The following is a 23,535-nucleotide window of genomic DNA, read 5'->3' as shown; positions in this document are numbered from 1 at the left end:
GTGGAGAATTTATGATGAAACAGGTGACCTTGTTTATTCAACTACTCAGGAAGCTCCAAATTATATTTTCGAAGACGAGGGTTGTTTCCAGATAGTATTAGTTGCAGAAAGCAAATGGGGATGTAAAGATACAACAGAGTATAACCCACTTTGTGTTGATGCATATCCTTCTTTAGAGGTGCCAAATTCATTTACACCTAACGGTGATGGAATGAACGATGTATTTAAAGTACATGGTAAATCAATAGTTGAGTTCCATGCAGTAATTATGAACCGTTGGGGTAAAAAACTATACGAGTGGAATAATGCTGATGGAGGCTGGGATGGAAAGATTGGTGGTGGAGAGGCAACTCCTGGTGTTTACTATTATGTTATTACAGCAAAAGGGAAAAAAGAAGTAGATTATGAATTCAAGGGATTCTTCTATTTACTTAAAGAGAAATAATAATTACTAATTTGAATAAAAAAGCTGCCTCAATAACGAGGCAGCTTTTTTTTATGTGAATTTTATTATATAATTTATATCTGTATCCCAGCTGTATTTGTTGCTAGTTATAACAATTTTATTTTTATTTAAATTTATTTTAAAAAGCAGGCAACGAAATATTATTATTATTTGTCTTATTAAAAAACAAATTCTTATATTTATAATTAATTTTAAAATAGTATTTAATTATTTGAAAATAAGAAATTTTATTTATGTTATGAAAAGAAAATTAATAATCGATATAATGTTATTTGCATATTATAAATCATAAAAAGAATTGTTATGATAAAAATATTTGTTTTCTCAGTATTGCTTTTTATTGTTATAGTAACAGAAATAAAAAGTCAAACCTATAATCTTAATTCAAGTATTAATAATACAACCATTAGTGGCTGTAATTTTACTTTGTATGATAGTGGTGGTCCAGTTTCTTCTTATCAGAATAGTGAAAATTATACAGTAACATTTTGTTCTGGTAATTCAGATTGTTTGCAATTGCAATTTGCAGGTAATTTTGGACTAGAGCAGGGGTTTGAAAACCTCAGTATTCATGATGGTAATTCTACAGGAGCAAATTTATTAGCTTCTTTGGATGGGTATATTTTACCAACTACATATACTACTTCCGGTAGTTGTGTTACTATTCATTTTACATCGGATGGTAGTGTAACTTATGAAGGATTTCAAATCAATATAACATGTACTGGAAATTGTTATGTGCCGCCACCACCACCTACCAATGATGATCCATGTACTGCTTTTAATATTACAGTAAATCCAACATGTAATTACACTGCTTATACCTGTCAAAATGCTACAGGTACAACCACAGTACCAGCACCAACATGTGCAAGCGGATATATGGGAAGCGATGTGTGGTTTTCTACTGTAGTGGCTTCTACAGGTGTTATTGTACAGTTAGGAGCAGGAGGAATGTCTGATATAGGAATGGCGATATATTCAGGTACAAGTTGTAGTGCATTAACAGAAATTTTATGTAACGAACCTTCTGCAGGTTTACCACCTTCTCAGTTAGTGGGAAGTGCTTTAGCAGGACAAACAATTTGGATAAGGGTTTGGCAGCCTTATAATTCAAGTCCGAGTTCTTTTAATATATGTGCTTTTGAGCCAGCACCGCCACCGCCAACAAATTCAGGGTGTCCAAATGCGAATTTTGCTTTTCAGGATTTTACGAATTGGCAGGGATTTACAGGTACATATTCTGCATGTTGTCCTTCAACTGGAATAGTCAATGGAAGACATACAATAATGAATGCACCAGGAACAGACCCTAATACTGGTAATGCTTTAAATATACTTCCTCCAGGGTTATCAGTTGGTGCAAGACTAGGAAATGAATCAACAGGTGCGCAAGCAGAAAGATTACGTTATACACTTACAGTAAATGCTTCAAATTCAATGTTTTTTTATAGATATGCAGTAGTGCTTGAAGATCCTGCACATGATTTAAGTGATCAGCCAAAATTTGATATAATGATTTTAGATGCAAATAATAATATTGTTGATCCTATGTGCGGTATGTATTCTATTATTTCGGGTGGATCAATTCCGGGCTTTCAAAGTTTTGGAACAACCCGTTGGAAGGATTGGACAGTTGTAGGAATTGATCTTTCTCCATATATGGGTCAAAATATTTCAATAGAATACACAACATATGATTGTCTTCAAACCGGACATTATGGTTATGCTTATTTATCCTGTGATTGTATGCCAATGGGAATAAATGTTGGGTTTTGTGTAGGAAACTTAGATGCTGAATTATCTGCACCTCCTGGTTTCTCATATTTGTGGAGTCCGGGTGGCGCAACTTCTCAATCAATAACAATTAATAATCCAACAATTGGTACAACATATACCTGCGAACTTACTGCACCAAATGGTTGTCAGATAACATTAACTTCAGTTCTCGAACAAACATACATGACTCCCGGATTTTCAATAGATCCAGTAGTTTGTACATATAATGTGCAATTATATGATACTTCTTTTGTAAATCAAGGGACCATAGGAGCTTGGAATTGGGATTTTGGTGATGGAACAACATCAAATCTGCAAAATCCACTTCATACATTTCCGGCACCTGGTACATATACAATTACTCTTGTTGTCTCAAGTGCAGCAGGAGGGTGTACTGATACAGTTTCTCATCAGGTAACTATTTTTCCAGCTCCAATTGCGAATGCCGGCCCAGATGTTACAGCATGTGCTCTTGAATATACTTTGCAGGCAACACCTTCTACGGGAGTTGGTACATGGACAGGTAGCGGCCCAGGGTTATTTTCTTTTATCGGTGGTGTAAATAACACTAATTCAATTGTTCAGGTTTCGACAACCGGAGTATATACTTTTACCTGGTCGGTTAATGATGGAGGTGGCTGTATAAATTCTGACAATGTTATCATAAATTTTAATGAGCCTCCTACTGCAAATGCAGGTACTGATATTTCAACATGTCAGCTTGGAGCAACGTTACATGGATATACAAATGTTGGAACAGGTTCATGGTCACAGGTATCTGGTCCTGCAACAATTTCATTTGCTAATTCAAATTCTGCGATAACAACGTTTACGAGTACTACGCCAGGTACTTATTTAATTCAATGGACTGCAAATAATGGATCCTGTTATGATACTGATACTGTTTCTGTAATACTTATTCCACCACCATATGCATTTGCAGGATTAGATGAAGTCGCATGTGGTAATTCAATAAATCTTTCAGCTGATAGTACTTATCCTGGATGGTGGACGGCTAATAGTTCCAATATTGTGTTTTCAAGTAGTTCAAGTGATCCTAGTCCTTATGTATGGACAACCACAACAACTTCTAGTTCATTTACGGTTTCTTTAGTATGGCATGTTTTTGACGGACAATGTTATGGCACTGATACTTTATCTGTAACTTTTGTTAAATTGCCTCATGCTGAAGCTGGTCCAACACAATCTGTTTGTGGTGTGTTAACACAATTAGGAGCTGATACAATTGGAAGTGGTATGTCTAGTGGTCACTGGACATGTAATATTCCTGGCCTGTCAATCATACCAACGGGGTCAGGCACTGTTCAATGGGACCCAAATGTTAGTGCAGCAACACTTGGCTCTGGTTTTTTTAATTCGAATAGTCAGCACCCTGTATGGTTTTATTGGAATGCATATAATGGACCAGTTTGTTATTCTGTAGACAGTGTGTTAGTAACATTTTACCAGAAGCCTGCAGCAAATGCAGGTGTTGATACAACCGTATGTGGATTGTCGTATAATTTAGGTGGTGATTGGAGTATTAATAATCATAGTGGTATTTGGAGTACGTTGTTACCAGCTCCAGGTATTGCTAATTTTATTCCTACAACAGCACCTGATGGTGATGTAACTGTTACAAATTATGGGATATATGATTTTATATGGAAAGAAATGAATCAGGGAAATACAGTATGTTATGATCGGGATACTGTTAGAGTTGAATTTAAAGTAATTCCAATGCCTGATGCCGGTTTAGATTTCTCTGTTTGCGGTTTGTGGGCAATTATAAGTGCAACTCCAAGCGTAAGCGGTGGTTATTGGAGTAATACATCAGGAGTTGCTTTTTACGATGTTATTAATGGTACATATACTCCATCAAATGCATACTTGCCAACAACACCAATAAGATATGGCTCAGAAAATGAAATGATAACTATGTATTGGTTCGAAACACTTAATGGTTGTACTGAATATGATTCTGTAAATGTTTATTTCGGAAGTATTCAGGATGCAGTTCATTTGGTAGATCCTGCTGATTCTACTGTTTGCGGTCCTATGTATACTTTGTTAAATGCTCAACAACCAGCATATGGGTCAGGTTATTGGATTGATGATATTTTTTCTACAACATTTACTCCTTCGCCTGTAAGCCCAAGTCCAATTGCTTCTATTGATACTGGTAGTGTAGATTATTACGGTTATCATAACTTTTATTGGGTAACCGTTAATGGAGATTGCAGAGACACCTCAGATGCTGTACCTGTAAAGTTTATTCAACAACCTGTAGCTAATGCAGGGCCACATTACTGGCCAGGTTTATTTGGAAACAATCATCAAATTAAAACTGACACTGTTTGTGGTTTAAATTATCAAATGGCTGCTGTTCCTTCAATTGGCATTGGAGATTGGACAAGCGAGGATATAAATGTGCATTTTGGTGGACTTCAAGGTCCTCCTAATACACCGGTTTATAATGATAGTCTATATATGTCAGGTGTTGGAAATTATTCAGTGTTTAATATTACTGGTGACAGATATAAAGAATTTGTATGGCAAGAACATAATGAAGGTTGCACTGATAGTGATACTTTAAGGTTATATTTTGCACCTTACCCAAGCGGAACTTTTTCTACAACAATGCCAGCCTGTCGTCACGATAGCTCTATGATTATTGCTACCACATGGCCACTTCCTGGTCACATTGATTATATGATAACAAATTACGAGTGGTCATACCCTAATGGTAATTTATCTCCAGTTATAATAAATACAACAGTATCAGATACAATTTATGTTAGCTGGCCAACTGGCGAACAACATAATGTTACATTAATAACAACAAATACATGGGGTTGCCGAAGTGGTATTGTTACTCATCAGGTGATTGAGCCTGCTCCATTTAATCCATCATATGATTTAACCGATGCTCATTGTATGGATTGTAATGGAGAAATTTTGTTAAGTACTGCAAATGGTACACATTCCAATTATTATACTTTTAACTGGATTGATACCTCTTTTGTGAATCCATCTGCTTTGTTACAAACTCAGTTGTGCCCATTAACTTCGTACGGAGTTATTGTAAATGGAGAGTCGTTATCTGATGATGCAACTCCTGGAACAGTTTGTCACGATACAATCTCAATTTTTGTTGCTGATACTGGAAAGGTAACTGCACAATTTGAAACAATGTTGCTTGAACAACATCAGGCTGTTCCTTATAATGTGCAATTTATTAATACTTCTATAGGTGGTCGTCGTTATTCCTGGAGAGTTTATGATGAAGCCGGTACTCTTGTATATACAAGTACTCAGGAAGCTCCAAATTATATTTTTGCAGAGGAAGGTTGTTTTCAGATTGTATTAGTTGCCGAAAGTAAATGGGGATGTAAAGACACAATGGAATTTAATCCACTTTGTGTTGATGCATATCCTGTAATGGAAGTACCAAATTCATTTACTCCCAATAATGATGGACAGAATGATATTTTTCAGGTTCATAGTAAATCAATTGAAACTTTTCATGCAGTAATTCTAAACAGATGGGGTAAGAAACTTTATGAATGGGATAATGCTGAAGGCGGATGGGATGGTAAAATTGGCAAATCAGAAGCGTCGCCCGGAGTTTATTATTATATTATTACTGCAAAGGGTAAGAAAGATGTAGATTTTGAATTCAAAGGATTCTTCTATCTTTTAAAGGAAAAATAAAAATAGTTAATGTATGAAGGAGATTTATTCCTCCTTCATACATTTTTTATTAAAGATTATTTTGGGAAATTCAGCTCTAATTGTTCGAAAGTTTGCATTGAGTCAGCAGGAACAATATAAGACTTCGCTTCACCGGATATTGTAATATCAGGATTAATATTTTGTAACTCAGAATCAGTAATCATTTTCTTATTCAACATTTTGTTAGCAATAGCAATGATAAATTCTTTTACCGATGAATTTAACCCACCGTTAGCATCAAAACTATACTTAAAATATTTTGGCTTTGGTATTATTGAGGCAAGATAAATTGCTTCAGAAAGAGATAAATCTGCCGGTTTTTTATTAAAGTAAAATCTTGATGCATCTGTAATTCCATATATACCTGGACCCCATTCTATAATGTTAAGATAAACTTCATACATTCTTTCTTTAGTGCAAAGTCCTTGATTTTCTATTAACCATACAATAATAATTTCTTCAATTTTTCTTGCAATTGTTTTATTCCTATTTAGGAAAACATTTTTAACAAGTTGCATTGAAATTGTACTTCCACCTCTGGCAAATTTTTTACGTTTTATATCTTCGGCAATTGATTGTTGAATAGATTCCATTATAAATCCACGATGGTAAAAAAATGCTCCGTCTTCTGTACATAAAATGGCATCCCTCATAAAAGGCGAAACAAGATTTAGTGGTGTAAAATCAGGATTACTGAATCCAACCATAAATGTTTTTACAGGTTCACCTTTTTCAAATGCTGTATGCGAAAACTCATTTTGCATCATAGAGTAATTTACATTTCCGAATTGTTGAATTCCAAAATATTTCTTTAATAACTCTGATGAGAATTTCAATGAATCAGGTATAGAAAAATCAACAAAAAAATCAAGGTTATATGCTAATTCTCCTTTAGTTTTTATTCCATATAAAGTGTGAAATAGCCCTTCTGGTAATGATTCAAATAATTGCTGTGATGGAAAAAATGGCTTGTGAATTTTTAGTGTAAGTTGTTTTGTAGGAGCTATGGTATAATTGATAAATGGATTAAATGACAAAGTATTAATATATACAGTAGAACTACTGTCGAGTTGAAAATAGTTTTCACCTATTCTTAAATTGAAATCAAATTTAAGATCATCAAATTTTACATCTGTTTTTGAGATTGAAGGTTGGTTTATTTTAAAATTACTTATATAAGATTTTCCAAGTAGATTAACATAACCTCCTTCTGTAGTTTGAATAAAACTGAAAAAGGCAGTATCAAAACTTAAATCAGTTTTATAAGAATTCATTAATCCGGCAATTATTTTATTTGATTTACCTACTTGATTTACCTTTATTGCTGCAGTTCTTGTGTCTGGAATTATTTTTCCTACAATTCTGATTTCAGACTTGTATTTACCATCATTTAGATGAACTCTTGTTTTGAAACTATTTTCTTTGTAAGAAATATCTATAGTGTTAGCATTTAAGGAATCATTTTCATGTTTGTAAAAGATATTCAGATTCTTTATTGACATGGAATATGGAATGTGCCCAAATAATGCATTGAATATTAAATTACTGCGTTTGTAATAATTTACATCTTTATCAGGGACTGTATCAGTTGAATCAGCTGAATTATTTTTTAACAAAAAGCTGAAATTATCTGTACTGTCAGCAAGAATAACATTTATTCTGATATTTGTTATATTAAGTGAATTGAAATTAACATCTCCAAAAATAATATCCCAAAATTTTAAATCAGCATTAATACTATCAATTTTAATTAATGTGTCTCCATTCAAAGGAAAAATATTTATATTTTTAAACTCAATGTTTGTAATACCACTTAACTTTGAATTCTCAATTGAAATAGTGCCATTATGATTTTTATTGAACGACTCTATTTTTGAGTTTAAGAAATGATTGAATATATTTTGCTTAAATATTAATGCTGTTAAAATAATTACAAACAACGTACACAATAAAATAGTTAGAGCTATTTTAATCTTCTTTTTAGTAATATTCATAAAAAATTTATAATCTGGAATTAGTAGAGAGATAGTTTTTTACATAATCATTAACAGCATCTTCAAGTGAAGTAAAAGATTTATTGTATCCTATGTTAATTAATTTGTCCATTTTAGCTTCTGTAAAATACTGGTATTTGTCACGAATATCAATTGGGGTATCAATAAATGAGATGTCTGGTTTAATATTCATTGCAGAATATGTAGCTAATACTAAATCATTAAAAGTTCTTGCATATCCTGTACCTAAGTTATAAATACCGGAATTTTTTCTGTGGTGCATTAAAAAATATAATACATCTATTAAATCTTTAACATAAATAAAATCCCTTTTTTGTTCTCCGTCACCAAAGCCTTCTTTATGTGAACGGAATAATTTCATTTTTCCTGTTGCTTTAATCTGATTGAATGCGTGAAATACTACAGATGCCATTCTTGCTTTATGATATTCATTCGGACCAAAAACATTAAAGAATTTAAGACCTGTCCAGAAATACGGTTTTTCACTTTGTTGTAATGCCCAGATATCAAAATTGTTTTTCGATTCACCATATGGATTTAAAGGTTTTAATTGTGGAATTAATGACTCGTCATCATTGTATCCAAGTTCGCCTTCTCCATATGTAGCAGCAGAAGATGCATAAATTAATGGTAAGCCAAATTCAACACAAGCTTTCCAAACTTTTTGTGAATAATTAAAATTTAATTCATCAAAAATTGATTTGTCAAATTCAGTAGTGTCGGTTCTTGCGCCTATGTGGAAAATAAATTGAACAAATTTATGATTGTCATTTAACCATGCAAAAAAATCTTTTCGATCTACTTTAGCTGTGAAAATTTTATTTTCAATATTTGATGCTTTTTCAGTTTTCGAAAAATCATCAACAAGAATAATATCTTTAAAATTTTCTTTATTAAGTCGCGAAACTAATACGCTTCCAATAAAACCTGCTGCACCTGTAACTACTATCATAGTATTTTTTTGCAAAGCTACCTATTTTTAAAATAATGACATATTTAAGTTTGATAAAATTTTTAACTTCGCGGAAGAAAAAATAAAAGATTATGTACAGAACTCATACTTGCGGAGAACTTAATATCAAGAATATAGGTAATGTTGTGACTTTAAGCGGCTGGGTGCAGCGTATACGCGATAAAGGTGCAATGATGTGGATTGATTTGCGAGACAGATATGGAATTACACAATTAGTTTTTGAACGCGAAAATATAGATGCTGAATTACTCGAAAAGGTAAAATCTCTTGGTCGTGAGTTTGTTATTCAGGTTACGGGTGAAGTAATAGAGCGCGAGTCAAAGAATCCTAAAATGGAAACTGGAGAAATTGAATTAAAAGTTCAGACATTAAAAATTCTAAATAAATCAATAACACCTCCATTTACAATTGAGGATGAAAGCGATGGTGGTGATGAAATAAGAATGAAATACCGTTATCTGGATTTAAGAAGAACTCCAATTAAAAATAATATTGAGTTACGTCACAATATGGGAGTAGAGACAAGAAATTATCTAAATTCTCATAAATTTTTTGAAATAGAAACTCCTTTTTTAATTAAGTCAACACCTGAAGGAGCGCGCGATTTTGTTGTTCCATCAAGAATGAATCAGGGGCAGTTTTATGCATTACCTCAATCACCACAAACATTTAAGCAATTGCTTATGGTTGCTGGATACGATAGATATTTTCAAATTGTTAGATGTTTCAGAGATGAAGATTTAAGAGCCGATCGTCAGCCGGAGTTTACTCAGATTGATTGCGAGATGGCTTTTGTTGAGCAGGAAGATATTTTAAATATGTTTGAAGGTTTAACAAAGCACCTTTTCAAAAATGTAAAGGGAATTGACATACATGAATTCCCTCGTATGAGCTATGATTTTGCTATGAAAAATTATGGTTGCGATAAACCAGATTTGCGTTTTAAAATGACTTTTGTTGAATTAAACGACGTAGTAAAAGGTAAAGAATTTAAAGTTTTTGACGATGCCGAACTAGTTGTTGGTATTTGTGCTAAGGGTTGTGCCGAATATACCCGAAAACAATTAGATGAGTTAACTGATTTTGTGAAACGTCCGCAAATTGGCGCTACAGGCTTGGTTTACGCAAGATACAATACAGATGGTACTTTAAAATCATCAGTAGATAAATTTTATAACGAAGAAGAATTAAAAAAATGGGCTGTAAAATTTAATGCAGAACCTGGTGATTTAATTTTAATTCTTGCAGGAAAAGAAGAAAAAACTCAGAAAGCATTATCTGAGCTTCGTTTAGAGATGGGCAACAGACTTGGTTTGCGTAAACCAGATGTTTATTGTCCTCTGTGGGTTTGCGATTTTCCTTTATTGGAATGGGATGAAGAAACTCAAAGATATTATGCAAAACACCATCCGTTTACTTCTCCAAAACCAGAAGATATTCATTTATTAGAAAAAGAAGCCGGTAAAGTACGCGCCAATGCTTACGATCTTGTTATAAACGGTGTTGAAGTAGGAGGTGGGTCAATAAGGATTTACGATAGAGATTTACAAAAACAAATGTTCGGAATACTTGGATTTACTGATGAAGAGGCTCAGAAACAATTTGGATTTTTAATGAATGCTTTCGAATATGGGGCTCCACCTCATGGCGGTATCGCATTTGGTTTCGATAGAATTTGCTCGTTGTTTGGAGGTAGTGAATCTATCCGTGATTTTATTGCATTTCCAAAAAATAACTCAGGAAGAGATGTCATGATTGATTCACCATCTGAAATAAGTGAACTACAGTTTAAAGAATTGGGAATTGAATTAAAAAAATAATTTATTTTATTTGATAGCTATATTGATTTTCATTTCCTGAAATTTTATATTCAGGAGTTATTTTTAATAAATCTATTTCGCTATTTTCTGGTAGAATAACTTTGAGTAAGCTATATCTTTCATTGATTTCAGTAATACCTTTATTCTCTAATTTACCAAACAATACTTCCCAATTCCCAATACATATCTCATTTTTTGGTGGAATGTTAGTAATTAAAGTATCTAAACTAGTTTTGCATGTTTTTATTAATTTAATCGAAGACGTAGTATTGTTATTTAATTTTATGCAAGTCTCTTTAGAAAAGAATGTGAAAAGAATTAAATAACCTGTAATGCAAGCTAGTAGAGTGAATCCAGTGATTATAAGTATTTTCATTCTCATAATGGTAATTTTAGAAAAATAACGATGCAAATTTGATAATATTGTTTTATTTAAAGTTTAATTTAGTGAACAAAAGTAATTGTTAGGCATAATGTTAAATTTGTAAGCATTTAAAAATTCTACAACTTTTACAATAAATTAAGCTAATTATGGTTTAGGATAATATACCTTAAACCTTATTGGCTATGAAAACTATTAAAATTTCAATAATTTTATTTGCCGGGTTTGTAAATTTTTGCAATGCTCAGGGAAATGATCATAAAGATGGAAATTATATTTATTATCCTGTGCCATATCCTTATGTTAGGGAAGCCGATATTATGTGGTCAAAAACTATCTGGAGGATAATTAATTTACGCGAGAAAATGAACCTGCCACTTTATTATCCTACAGTTCCAATGGATAATAGATTAAGTTTAATTGATTTGCTTTTATATGGAATAGAAAAAGAGGGTATTGTTGCATATAGCCCTGATGAAGAAGATGAGTTTTCTAAACAAATGTCATGGAAAGATATAGAAGACAGGTTTGGTGTTAGAAATGATACCGTTTATATTGAAGATCCAGAAACAGGAGAATCTGTTATGAGAGTTATTAAAGCTGGAATTGTATCTTCTGAGGTAAAAAAGATAATGATAAAAGAGCTTTGGTATTTTGATAAACAAACTTCACAATTGGAAGTTAAAATTATTGGCATTTGCCCGATAAGAGAATACGAAAGAACTGAATCTACTACTCAAAATACTGAAACCGATGAGGAGCCTGAAATTGTTATGAAGAAATTATTCTGGGTAAATTTCCCTTCTGTTCGCTTTCTTTTTGCAAATAATTTTGTTTTTAACCCATTTAACGATGCTGCAAGATTAAGTTTTGACAATCTATTTTATAAACGTCGTTTTAGTAGCTATGTTTATATGGAAAGTAACGTGTATGATAATAGATTTATAGGTGAATATAAACAAGGCTTGGATGCATTGTTAGAAGCTAAAAATATAGAAGATGAAATATTTGTGTTTGAGCATGATTTGTGGGAACATTAGCAAAATTAAAAAATGTAAATCTGCTGATTGCGCTAAATTATAATAAGTTAAATTGTTTAGAAAAATAATTGACATTTTTGTAAATATGTTGTAAATTTGCTCAGATTGAATTGTTTAACCATAAATCTCAAACCTATGAAACAAAAAATTTTTACAATCACTCTTCTTATTGCATTTGTAGGAATTATCCTTATTGATTCCGGATGCAGAAAAAAAGAGCCGGCTCCTGCAATGCCACCATCAAGTACAATGTCTTTTAATTACGCAAATTTTAATGATACTACAGGACTGAATAATAAAGCCACGCATGTTAACTTTTTTCATTCTGCTGTTAATGTGGGTTTCTGGAATTTAATCTTAACTGTTACACTTTTTGTTCCTGTTTCTTCATATGCTGTTGCTGTAAACCAAGATGCAGAGTGGGATAATCATGATAAAACCTGGACATGGGAATATAATTTTAACTCATGGGGTTTACATCATGCCGTATTAACTGCCAAACTTGATCAGGATACAGTTGACTGGAAAATGAAGATTGATAATTTTGAGTGGTATTATGGTCGTTCACATACTAATGGTTCAGGCGGATACTGGGTACTTAATGAAAGTACAACACAGCAAACACCTTTGCTTCGTATTGACTGGGCATTGAATTCTTCAAGTATTTCTTCGATAAAGTACACAAATGTAGCTCCTGCTTCAAGTACTAATAATTATAAAAATAATGGAGAGTATATCAGATATGGAACTGTTGCAAATACTGAATTTGATAGATTCTATGATGTGTTCATGAAAAATGATGCGAACCCTACTCAAGCAAATTTAACTGAAATTGAATGGCATTTTGCAGATGGACATGGCCATGTTAAAGATCCTAATAAATATTCTGATTCAAACTGGCATTGCTGGGACACATCGTATGCTGATGTTGTTTGTCCATAAATCGTTGCCAACTTAAAACATTGCATAATAGAAAAAGCCCCAAACGGGGCTTTTTCTATTATAATAAGTTCAAAATTATTATTCAGCTTTTTTCTCTTCTTTTTTAGTATAACGGTTACGGAATTTATCAATACGACCTGCTGTATCAACTAATTTCATTTTACCGGTATAAAAAGGGTGAGAAGTATTTGAAATTTCAACTTTAATTAAAGGGTAAGTAACGCCTTCAATTTCAATAGTTTCTTTAGTTTGAGTGCAAGATTTTGTAATAAAAGTGTGCTCGTTTGACATATCTTTGAATGCTACGAGTCTGTAAGCTGTTGGATGGATATCTTTTTTCATAATGGAAAATTTTCAATTCAAGTTTTTAAATCGGACTGCAAAATTACAATTTCATTTTTAAAATCCCAAACATTCTGACGAATTTTATAAAAAGTAAAAATTTCTTTCTACTAAAAAGTAGACTATCAATATGATTACAGAGTATATAGATAACCATTTCAGGTCGATATATTGGGTTGGTTTAATTTTTAAGTATTTGTAATTAATTGCTATTAAAATTAATCTTTCGGCTACAAATGCGATTAATGTTCCAAGTGCTACTCCAACAATACCAAATGGTATAGCAAGCCAAAGACTGAAAACAAGTTTTAAAGTAAACTCGATAATTGAAACAATTAATAAAACATTTGTCTTTTTTAAACCTAATAATATTGTTTGTGGAAAAACCAATCTGGTAATTACTAAAAGTAGAAATACATTAAAAACTCCTGCACCATCAATAAATGCCGGATTAAAAATAAAAGGGTATAGCCAACGACTGATAATAATAAGTAAAATGCTTAATGGAAAAAGAAAATGCATTAGTCTCTTAGACTTTTCTTTCAGATTACTAAGTGCAAATGGAAGATTAGAATTTTCTGAAATTTCAGGAATCATTGCATTGCTGAATGCATTTGCTAAAAGCATTGCCAATGGAAGTTCGCGGGCACCATATCTGTATATTGCAAATGTAGCATCATCGAAATGTGCTGAAACAATTATTCCGTCAATATAAGGCATAGAACCGCTTATAAGTGCTCCAGCTATTAATGGTAATGCTAAATTTAGGTGTTCTTTAATAAACTTTAAAGAAATTATTGGTTTAGAATTTCTTAAAACAAGAATAACTAACCATATTAATCTTAATCCTGAGATAGAAATCAAACCATATAAACTTGCTTCTATTCCGTATCCCAGCCACACAGGAACAACAACAGCCAAAAATTGCAAACTAAATGTTAGTATGCTATAATAAATTATTGAATATGGTTTTTTTAATAACAAATAAACATATTCTAATAAAAATGCAGGAGTTGAAATTAAAAAGAATGCTATAAACAACCACTTGTAAGGAATTACTGAAGCTGAAATTAAAAATGATGAGCTTGTTTTTTCAGTTATTAGTAAAATAAGAGTTATTAGTACACTAAACACAATAGAAATAAGTAGTGCATTAAATAACAATGGTGATTTTTCTGAAGTGTTAAACGATTTGTTATTGTTATATAAAGGGAGGAGAGATTGTATTAATCCATTGACCCAGAAAAAACTAATAGCGCCTGAGAGAAAAATTAATTTCTCGTAAATACCAATCTCGGCAGTGCTTAAATGGCTTTTTGCAAAACATATACTTACCAGAAATAATATACCAAATCGAAATAGCTGAAAAAACTGCAGCGATGAAACATTGGTTATTTGTTTTCTGAAATTCAATTTCTGTGATTTTTTTCAAAGATATAAATTGTTTTGCTCAATGCTCATTATTTAGTTTTTCGTATGAAAAATTCTTGTTGGAGATAACTCCAACAATAGAGGAAAGGGTGGATAAGAAAAAAGTCGAATAAAAATTATTCGACTTAAATAATGAAAAGGAATTTAGTGCCTTGGTTGGAATTCTCTATAGTTAAAGAAAACTATTTTTTTACACCCAGAATTTCATCAAATGCCTTTATAAATGATTCTTTAGGCATTGCACCAGCAGACATCTGTGGCTGACCTTCCATTGGGATAAATAAGATTGAAGGAATACTCCTAATTCCAAAAATTGAAGCTAATTCCTGCTGATCTTCAGTATCTACTTTATATATTGTTAACTTTCCTTCATATTCTGTTCCCAATTCTTCAAGAATAGGTGCAACCATTTTGCAAGGTGAGCACCAGTCAGCATAAAAATCAATTACACATGGTTTGTTACCGGCAAATTTCCATTCTGTGCTGGTTTCGTAATTAAAAACTTTTTCTTTAAAAGTTTCTGTTGTTAAATGTTCTAACATAGTTTAAATTTTATTTTGTTCAAAGATAATAATTCTACAAAAAAGACATATCAAAATATGTGCATAAGTCTATTTGTCATAAAAAACTTTATTTTACTGACATTAATAGTAATTTTGTAAGATAATATTTAAGTCAGAATTTATAGAAATGAGGATTAATTTAGAAGATAAAATATTTGAAACTATTTCATTAGCTGCTGCACAATTAAATTTTAAAGCATTTGTAGTAGGTGGGTATGTGCGCGATTCAATTATTGGCAGAAATTCTAAAGATATTGACATAGTGGCAGTGGGAAGTGGCATTGAATTGGCAAGAACTGTAGCTAATAATCTGGGAATAAAAAATGTAGCTATTTTTAAGACTTATGGTACGGCGCAAATAAAAGTTGGTGATGTTGATATAGAATTTGTAGGGGCAAGAAGAGAAAGTTATCATCATAATTCAAGAAAACCAATAGTAGAAGATGGTACTCTTTCTGATGATCAGCTTCGACGTGATTTTACCATAAATGCTTTAGCAATTTCATTAAGCAAAGAAGATTTTGGTTTAGTTCTTGATCCTTTTAATGGTCTTAACGATATTGAAAAAAGAATAATAAGAACTCCACTTGAACCCGGAATTACTTTTTCTGATGATCCATTAAGAATGATAAGGGCTATCAGATTTGCATCGCAGCTTGGTTTTGAAATTAATGATGAAACATATAAGGCAATTCCTGTAAATGCAAATAGATTGTCAATAGTATCCAGTGAGAGGATTATTGATGAGTTTAATAAAATTTTACTTTCGCCAAAACCTTCTGTAGGTATTGAAATGCTTGAAGAAACAGGTCTGTTGGAATTGTTTTTTCCTCAGTTAATCCAATTAAAAGGGGTAGAAAATGTTGAAGGAAAAATGCATAAAGATAATTTTGCTCATACATTACAAGTTGTTGATCAGATTAGTTTGATTTCTTCTGATTTATGGCTTAGGTGGTCGGCTTTGCTTCATGATATTGGTAAACCCGCAACAAAGCATTTTAACAAAGAAAATGGCTGGACATTTCATGGACACGAAGTTGTAGGAGCAAAAATGGTTGAAGAAATTTTTAGAAAATTAAGATTGCCATTAAATGAGAAGTTGAAATATGTTCAGAAAATGGTAAATCTTCATTTACGTCCAATAGCACTTGTTCATGAGGTTGTTACCGATTCTGCAGTTCGTCGTTTGTTATTTGAAGCAGGAGAGGATATTGAAGATTTAATGCAACTTGCAGAAGCTGATATTACTTCAAAAAATGAGAAAAAAGTAAAGTTGTATCTGAGCAATTTTAAATTAGTAAGAAAAAAATTAAAAGAGGTTGAAGAGAAAGATAGAATAAGAAATATGCAACCTCCTGTTACGGGTGAAGAAATTATGCAGATTTTTAATCTACAGCCCTGCAAATTAGTTGGCGATTTAAAAAATGAAATTAAAGATGCCATCCTCGACGGGATTGTAGCAAATGAAAGAGAAGCTGTATTGCAATATTTGTTCAGAATAGCAAAGGAAAAGGGTATAGAGCCTGTGAAATTGTAAGTTTTTTATTAATTTTTTTTACTAACATATTGTAAGATAAATTATATTTTTTTCGACTTTTATTGCTTTGTGTTTAAAACATTAAATACCATTATATTTGTATTATCATTTGTAAGTAACTTAATTGTTATTGATAATAATGTATAATTTTTGAAGTTAGGTTATTTATGTAATTCAATACGGGTAAATGAGAATAAGATTTATAATATTATTTTTTCTACTTCTTGTGTCTTATTTGTCATATTCCCAGTTGGTTGTAGTATCTTCGTCAACAGTAAATACTAAGTGTAACGGATCTAACTGTGTCTTTACCGGCTCACCTGTTCTAATAAATGAAGTAATGTTAAGCCCATCGTCTAATGATGGCTCTTTGTATGGTGAAGGGCTTGGTTTTGCTCCTGGAGGATGTGAAGGAGAATGGATAGAGCTGTTTAATCCTGATTTATGTAACCCTTATGATATTTCGTGTTTCTTTTTTGGGAATAATACTTATGATAATCCATTCGATTATTTTCAGGACTATAGTGGGGGTTATGTTATTCCTAATGGAACAATAATACCACCTGGTGGTTTTGCAGTAATAAGAGGTGTTAATGCACAACATGTATCTTCAAACTTACTTGTTCAGAATGGAGGTAAAACAATTGAAATAACTGTAAGTTCATCCAGAGTTTGTGTTGGTGGTGGTGCCAGATTCTGGCTTCCAAATGCAGGAGGATGGCTTGCATTGTATGATAGAAACGGAGTTCCAATGGATGCTATTTCATGGAATAATGTTAGCAATACATGCACAAGTTGTGAGCCTTGTTTAACTTCTGCTAGTGGTTGCTCCTTTTCAGGACCATTTACTCCGTATGATTTAATTTCTGCTAACAAAAAGAAATATATCCCATATATCGATCTTTCGTTATATTTAGGAATGAGTTTCAGGAGAATTCCTGATGGTGGCATATGGGAAGAGAATCCTAATTATCATACTCAGGGAAATTGTAACCAGACTCTTTGTAACCAACCACAAACACCATGTGATGGAACTGCCACGGTTACAATTACTGGTGGTAATCCTCCGTATACATATTTGTGGAATGATGTTAGATCCCAGACTTCTGCAACAGCAAATGAATTGTGTACAGGATTGTATTGCGTTACAGTTACTGATGTTAATCATTTAACTGCAACAAAGTGCATAAATGTTTATGATTATAAACCAACTGTTAATTTAATTGATTTTTCTTCGGTTTGTCAGAATGCTTCTTCGTTTACTTTAACTGGCGGAACTCCGATAGACCATTTACCAAATGATGTTGGAACTTATTCGGGGAATGGTGTTATATATGGAAAATTTTATCCTTTTCAGGCTGGTGTAGGAATTTCTGAAATTGTTTATTCTTATGTTAATGAAGATGGATGCTTTAACTCTGATACTTCTTCGATTTTAGTAAACCCAAATCCAACACCGGCAATAAGTGGAGCTTTATCTATTTGTTCTGGGCATTCTGCTATTTTAGATGCCGGTGCAGGATTTGTAAATTATTTCTGGTCATCAGGTGAGCAAACACAATCAATAACAACGCCAAATGCTGGTATATATGGTGTTACAGTGGTTGATGTAAACGGATGTTCTGCTAATACTTATGCTAATGTTACAAATAATTCGCCACCTCCGGTAATTACAGGTAATCTTAATTTTTGTTCAGGTGATTCTTCTATTCTTGATGCAGGAACTGGTTATTTGAATTACCAATGGCAGCCTAATGGTGAGAGTAGTCAGACAATTTCTGTAACTCAAACTGGTAATTATGATGTTGTTGTAACATTACAAAATGGATGTACAAGCACATCTACTATTAGTGTTACAGTTAACCCTACACCTGATGCGAATTTTGTAAGTGATAAAATATATGGTTGTGAGCCTTTATCTGTACATTTTACACCAATGAATCCGCAACCGGATTATATTTATTCGTGGAATTTTTATAATGAGCAAAGCTCGGCTGTTTCAAGTGAAATGCAACCAGTTTATACTTTTCAGAATGAAGGAGTTTATAATGTAAGTCTTAATGTTTCTACAATAAACGGATGTTCAGCATTTGTTGATTATTACAATATGATTTCAGTTTTTCCTATGCCAACAGCTAGTTTTACAAGCAGTCCTGAATATCCGAGTTTAGCAAATCCTGAAGTTTATTTCTACAATTCGTCATTGTTGGCTGATCATTCAAACTGGAGTTTCGGCGATGGTGGCTATTCTGGGCAGATAAACCCATCTCATACATATTTTACTGTTGGTGAATATAATGTTATATTAATTGTAACAACTAACAAAGGTTGTGTTGATACTGCCGAACAAATTGTTAAAGTTGAAGAGCTAACATTTTATGCTCCGAATGCTTTTAGTCCGGATAATGTTATTGCAAATAATGTGTTTTATGTTACCGGAATGGGAATTAAGTCAGAAGAGTTTCATTTGTACATATACGACAGGTGGGGAATGGTAATTTTTGAAACCGAAAAATTTAACCCCGATAACCCTGCAGAATACGGGTGGAGTGGCAAAACATTTAATGGTAATATGGTGCCAATAGGAAGTTATACATGGTTTGTAAGCTACCTAGATAGTCATAACTCAAGAAATGTTAGAACCGGGGTTGTTAATGTAATTAGGTAACGATTGGATACAACTCTATTAAGTGTATTTTGTAATACTATTTTGCATAATAATCTATCATTTGTTGTATTGCTTTTTTGCAAACAGGGCAAAAATTATTTACAGATACCGATTTCATTGTACAGTCATAAGCAGGGCGGTATAGTCCCTTTGCAGAATAACCGGCACCTTCAAAAGCACCTGTTTTTCCAATATATTTTTCATTAGCTGGTGTAGGAACTGGAATGTCTTTTTCAATTAAATCTTTCCATTTTGTTGCGAAATTTGTAAGATTACTAATGTTTGGTTCCCATGGCTCTTTTTCGAATGAGTAATAATTTTCAACAGCTACTTCCGAATCGTAATATTCATCACCTAAACCTGCAAATGAGTGTCCGAATTCGTGTGTGCAAACATATTCAGAAAACATATTATCGCTTGAAACAACTGAGAAAAAATTGTAAATTCCACCACCGCCATAAGTTTTAGAGTTTACAAGCACAATAATATTATCATAAGGAACAAGCCCGGCAATATTTCGTAACGATTTCATGTCGCTAGTTGTAAGATATCTGTCTGAATTAAATGTATAAAAGTTAGTATTGAGTACTGTGTTTTTCCAGATATTTTCACCTGGAAAATCGGTACCACTTTCTTCAGATATGGCATCAATAGCAAGAATGTTAAATTTTACCTTGTTTTCTTTAAATGGTGTGCAGTTAAATAAATAATCGGAAAACCGTTTTGCATCAAGATGAAACTTTTTTATTTCTTCTTTTGTATAGCCATCGGGAATAATTACTACATCAACTTTCTGGCTATATTCACCTGATTTCTGTATATAGTACCAGTCGTACCGGTGAGGATTTTCCTGATTTAAAAATCTGTTTTTCGGGTCAATATATTTTGTAAAAACGGTTTCAAATTCCATGTTTTTATTTCTTGCCTGTATTTCAAACTTTATAGTTTTTAATGGATAAGGCATTGTGGCAGTTTCGTAAAATGAACGTGTTTCTTTTTTTGCTTCTGGTGTTGATTTCCATTCCTGAAATAATGTGCAATATCCTTTTGAGAAAATTAATTTTGATGAGGTAGAATCGTAAACCATATATCTGTATTCGCCATAATTAAAACTATCCAGAAGATTTATTTTTGATCCTGCCCAAAAAGGTTCTTGTTTTGCAAGCTCAAAAACTATTTTCTTTTCGTTAAAATTTCCTGTTTCGTAAAAATCAATACGCAGAGTTTTGGGGATAAAATACTGTTCAAACTTTATTTGTGCAATACAAGGCAGGGTAAATATCAACAAAGGAAAAAGTAATTTTTTCATGACAATATTTTTTATGCTAAGATAACGAATTTAATTAAGGGTATATTTTATGAAAGTATATTACAAACAATTCATGTGCCTTAAGTAAATAATCATTAGTTTTGCAGATTATATGGCCTCGTAGTTCAATGGATAGAATATCAGATTCCGGTTCTGAGGGTTGGGGGTTCGAGTCCCTTCGAGGTCACCATATGGGACAGTTCTGATTTTAAACAGAACTGTCCTTTTTCATTTCTTCCAAAAGGCTTATTAATGTTGAGCATCAGAATGGCAACCCTGTTCATTTGCGGGGTTCGAATATTTTCTCCATCAATTTCCATTTTTCCAGGATATATCGAACCTATTATCTGCTGTTGCACGTCCAGTGCGGTATTTGAGAAATGTAACGGTAGGTTTTGAAGAAAAGAAAAACTGTAAATAAGTTGTTCGTATATATCCTTATCAAGTTGTATCAGGCTTTTTCTCTTTTCTCTCAATTCACGCAATTGTAAATCGTAACGTTGTTTTGCCGAATTGTAATCATTGTTGCTAATTTGATTGTCAGCAAGTTTATCTTGTAGATTTGCTATACGTCCTTCTAATTTTGATATTTCAGAATCAATAATCTTAGAGTTTTCTCTTCTTCCGTTTTCACTTTCTAATAGTAATTCTTTTAAAATATCATCATACAAATACTTCACTGTTGATGGTGGTTCAAACTCTTTTATTTTTTCAATAAACTTTCCGTTTATCGCAGGAGCCTTAAAACGGGCTTTACAGCCCCGAACACAATGATAATAGTAATATATGCCACCATGACCTCTTGAAGCACTCCCTGTTAACGTTTTACCGCAATCCGGGCATTTTAAGAATCCACGTAAAGGCAATTTTGGATTAGCACGGTGTATTTTGGCAAAATTACCCTTTTCCATGCGACCTGATAATATCGCCTGAACATTATTGAAAGTCTCTTCACTAATGATAGCCTGATGAATCCCCTTGTACAGTTTATCATCTTCAATACCTTTTGCTCTTACCTGTATCATCCCCATATAGACAGGGTTTCGTAGTAATCTTGAAAAATTATTCTTACTACATATAAAACCTTCGTTTTCTTTACATAGTTTTTTTCGGATAACATCTTGCGAATATTCGCCTGTTTCAATAGCTTCAAAAGCTTGTTTGATACAAACGGCATATTTGCTGGGAACGATAACCGGACGATTATTTTCATCACGTTTATTGCTATATCCCAACGGAGCTTTAACAACCCAACGACCTTCTTTGGCTGCCCTTCGCATACCCACACTCACATTGAGAGCCCTACGGTCATTTTCAACTTCCGGTGATGCAAGATATAAAGCCAGCATTAATTTGTTTTCGGGAATATTCAAGTCAAGGGGTTGCTCAATGGCCTGTGCTTCCACTTCAACTAATTTAAGCATTTTAAGCATTTCATAAGACTCTGTTGCATTTCTGGAAAATCTGTCCCATTTAATAAACAGCAACAGGTTCACTTCCTTTTTGTTTCTCTTGATATATTCTATCAACTTTTTAAAAGCAGGTCTTTCAAAACTTTTTGCTGAATGATCGTCCTGAAAATGTTCAACTGCGTCTATATTGTGGATTCTACAATATGCTTTCAGTTTTTCATATTGATCGTTTAGGCTGTAGCCTCTTTGTGCCTGCTCATCCGTTGAGACTCGTGTGTACAAGATTGCTTTTTTGTCCATTTTCTTTGAGTGTTTCTTTGATATATTGTACATTTAATTTAGCCAGCTTATAAAGGAAGTCCCTTATCGCCAGTATTTCTTCATCGCTATATGTTGTGTTTTGAAGTTTTTCTCTGCATTCTTTTAGTGTTAACATTTTTCAGGTAGTAATTGAGCATTCCTGAGTTTTTCAGTAAATGTTCTGTGCTACTTTTTGCCTGATTTTTTCAGTACATATTTTAAATTTTCTTTAATATTTTCTTTGTTGTAATATTTGAATAGGAAATATTCCCGTTTTCGGTTCTGATACTTATATCCTGATATCCCCGATTAAGAAGTATTTCTGTCATTCTTGTTTCAGCCTGTATCTTTTTTTCTTTGGTTGTTTCCAACATATAAGGTTTATGATCTTTAAACTTTATAGTTATAATTTTAGCTTTACCTTCTCTGATTAAAGATAAAATATGAGCTTCATTCTCATTCAAAATATTATTATCCTGTAAAAAATTGAAATACTTTTTATTCATGGTAAATTTTCGAAAAAATTTAAGAAGAGAAATATTGATATATGACTCATTATCAAAGTCCACTTCTTTCATTATGTTACCAAAGTCCTTATGTTTAATAAATTCATCAGTATAAGGAACTACATTTCCCTTTTGGTCAATAAGTATTCTAACGTCATTTCTGTAAAAAAGAAATTCATTTATAAGTAAACTTAAAATATTCGTTTGAAAAAACTCTACGACTTCATTCGGATCATCAAGGGCTTTTTTAATTGAGTCTACCAGTTTTTTCTTTTCCTCTTCATTATTAAGTGGAATATTTTCAGCTCTTTTCGT

General features: G+C 32.5%; 16 protein-coding genes, 1 tRNA gene and 1 pseudogene. 8 read left to right on the top strand and 10 right to left on the bottom strand.

The features are described 5' to 3' along the window. Both HY951_03570 and HY951_03565 read left to right on the top strand, forming a co-directional pair. On the top strand, positions 1-445 hold a 445-nt coding region (locus HY951_03570; protein ID MBI5539110.1), incomplete at its 5' end, for a gliding motility-associated C-terminal domain-containing protein. A 324-nt stretch (positions 446-769) separates the two neighbouring features. Then, positions 770-5,959: a gliding motility-associated C-terminal domain-containing protein gene (locus HY951_03565; GenBank protein MBI5539109.1), complete on the top strand. Its 5,190-nt coding sequence runs from the start codon at positions 770-772 to the stop codon at positions 5,957-5,959. A 56-nt stretch (positions 5,960-6,015) separates the two neighbouring features. On the opposite strand, the gene HY951_03560 is transcribed toward HY951_03565, so the two are convergent. Together HY951_03560 and rfaD are read right to left on the bottom strand one after the other, a co-directional pair. Then, positions 6,016-7,974 carry a transglycosylase domain-containing protein gene (locus HY951_03560; GenBank protein MBI5539108.1) on the bottom strand — a complete coding sequence of 653 codons (1,959 nt, stop codon included), beginning with the start codon at positions 7,972-7,974 and terminating at the stop codon, positions 6,016-6,018. A gap of 7 nt (positions 7,975-7,981) precedes the next feature. After that, complete coding sequence (rfaD, locus tag HY951_03555) at positions 7,982-8,947, bottom strand: ADP-glyceromanno-heptose 6-epimerase (GenBank protein ID MBI5539107.1); 966 nt, start codon at positions 8,945-8,947, stop codon at positions 7,982-7,984. 92 nt (positions 8,948-9,039) lie between these two features. On the opposite strand from rfaD, the gene aspS reads away from it, so the two are divergent. Next, on the top strand, positions 9,040-10,788 hold the full coding sequence (aspS, locus tag HY951_03550) for an aspartate--tRNA ligase (protein MBI5539106.1): 1,749 nt from the start codon (positions 9,040-9,042) through the stop codon (positions 10,786-10,788). 1 nt (position 10,789) lies between these two features. Here aspS and HY951_03545 read toward each other — a convergent pair whose 3' ends face one another. Continuing rightward, positions 10,790-11,170, bottom strand: coding sequence for a hypothetical protein (locus tag HY951_03545; protein ID MBI5539105.1), 381 nt, complete (start codon positions 11,168-11,170; stop codon positions 10,790-10,792). Between the two features lie 185 nt (positions 11,171-11,355). Here HY951_03545 and gldN point away from each other — a divergent pair, with 185 nt between their 5' ends. Beyond that, on the top strand, positions 11,356-12,210 hold the full coding sequence (gene gldN, locus HY951_03540) for a gliding motility protein GldN (GenBank protein ID MBI5539104.1): 855 nt from the start codon (positions 11,356-11,358) through the stop codon (positions 12,208-12,210). 135 nt (positions 12,211-12,345) lie between these two features. Next, positions 12,346-13,152, top strand: a complete 807-nt coding sequence (locus tag HY951_03535) for a hypothetical protein (GenBank protein MBI5539103.1) — start codon at positions 12,346-12,348, stop codon at positions 13,150-13,152. A gap of 78 nt (positions 13,153-13,230) precedes the next feature. On the opposite strand, the gene HY951_03530 is transcribed toward HY951_03535, so the two are convergent. The 3 genes from HY951_03530 to trxA form a co-directional block, all read right to left on the bottom strand. After that, positions 13,231-13,494 (bottom strand): type B 50S ribosomal protein L31, encoded by a 264-nt coding sequence (locus tag HY951_03530; protein MBI5539102.1) that lies wholly within the window; start codon positions 13,492-13,494, stop codon positions 13,231-13,233. Positions 13,495-13,578: 84 nt separating this feature from the next. Then, entirely contained in the window at positions 13,579-14,907 is a 1,329-nt protein-coding gene (locus HY951_03525) for an oligosaccharide flippase family protein (GenBank protein ID MBI5539101.1), read from the bottom strand. A 200-nt stretch (positions 14,908-15,107) separates the two neighbouring features. After that, positions 15,108-15,467, bottom strand: coding sequence for a thioredoxin (trxA, locus tag HY951_03520; GenBank protein MBI5539100.1), 360 nt, complete (start codon positions 15,465-15,467; stop codon positions 15,108-15,110). 148 nt (positions 15,468-15,615) lie between these two features. Between trxA and HY951_03515 the strand changes: the two genes are divergently transcribed. Together HY951_03515 and HY951_03510 are read left to right on the top strand one after the other, a co-directional pair. Continuing rightward, positions 15,616-17,025 (top strand): HD domain-containing protein, encoded by a 1,410-nt coding sequence (locus HY951_03515; protein MBI5539099.1) that lies wholly within the window; start codon positions 15,616-15,618, stop codon positions 17,023-17,025. Between the two features lie 187 nt (positions 17,026-17,212). Continuing rightward, positions 17,213-19,693 (top strand): gliding motility-associated C-terminal domain-containing protein, encoded by a 2,481-nt coding sequence (locus tag HY951_03510; protein ID MBI5539098.1) that lies wholly within the window; start codon positions 17,213-17,215, stop codon positions 19,691-19,693. A 37-nt stretch (positions 19,694-19,730) separates the two neighbouring features. Here the strand turns inward: HY951_03510 and HY951_03505 are convergent, their stop codons facing one another. Further along, on the bottom strand, positions 19,731-21,002 hold the full coding sequence (locus HY951_03505) for a peptidase M64 (protein MBI5539097.1): 1,272 nt from the start codon (positions 21,000-21,002) through the stop codon (positions 19,731-19,733). Between the two features lie 114 nt (positions 21,003-21,116). Between HY951_03505 and HY951_03500 the strand changes: the two genes are divergently transcribed. Then, positions 21,117-21,192, top strand: a tRNA-Arg gene (locus tag HY951_03500). Here HY951_03500 and HY951_03495 read toward each other — a convergent pair. From HY951_03495 to HY951_03485, 3 genes and pseudogenes are all read right to left on the bottom strand, one after another. Then, positions 21,143-22,033 carry a recombinase zinc beta ribbon domain-containing protein gene (locus tag HY951_03495; protein ID MBI5539096.1) on the bottom strand — a complete coding sequence of 297 codons (891 nt, stop codon included), beginning with the start codon at positions 22,031-22,033 and terminating at the stop codon, positions 21,143-21,145. The two genes, HY951_03500 and HY951_03495, sit on opposite strands and share 50 nt — an antisense overlap. Before the next feature lie 219 nt (positions 22,034-22,252). Then, positions 22,253-22,747 (bottom strand): annotated as a pseudogene (locus HY951_03490) (recombinase family protein). Between the two features lie 185 nt (positions 22,748-22,932). Then, positions 22,933-23,535, bottom strand: a 603-nt coding sequence (locus HY951_03485; protein MBI5539095.1) for a hypothetical protein, incomplete at its 5' end; no start/stop codon positions are given.

The organism is Bacteroidia bacterium, from assembly GCA_016218155.1.
Taxonomy (GTDB): domain Bacteria; phylum Bacteroidota; class Bacteroidia; order Bacteroidales; family GWA2-32-17; genus GWA2-32-17.
Note: the sequence above shows the minus strand (reverse complement) of the source record. Positions and strands in the feature narration are given on the sequence as shown.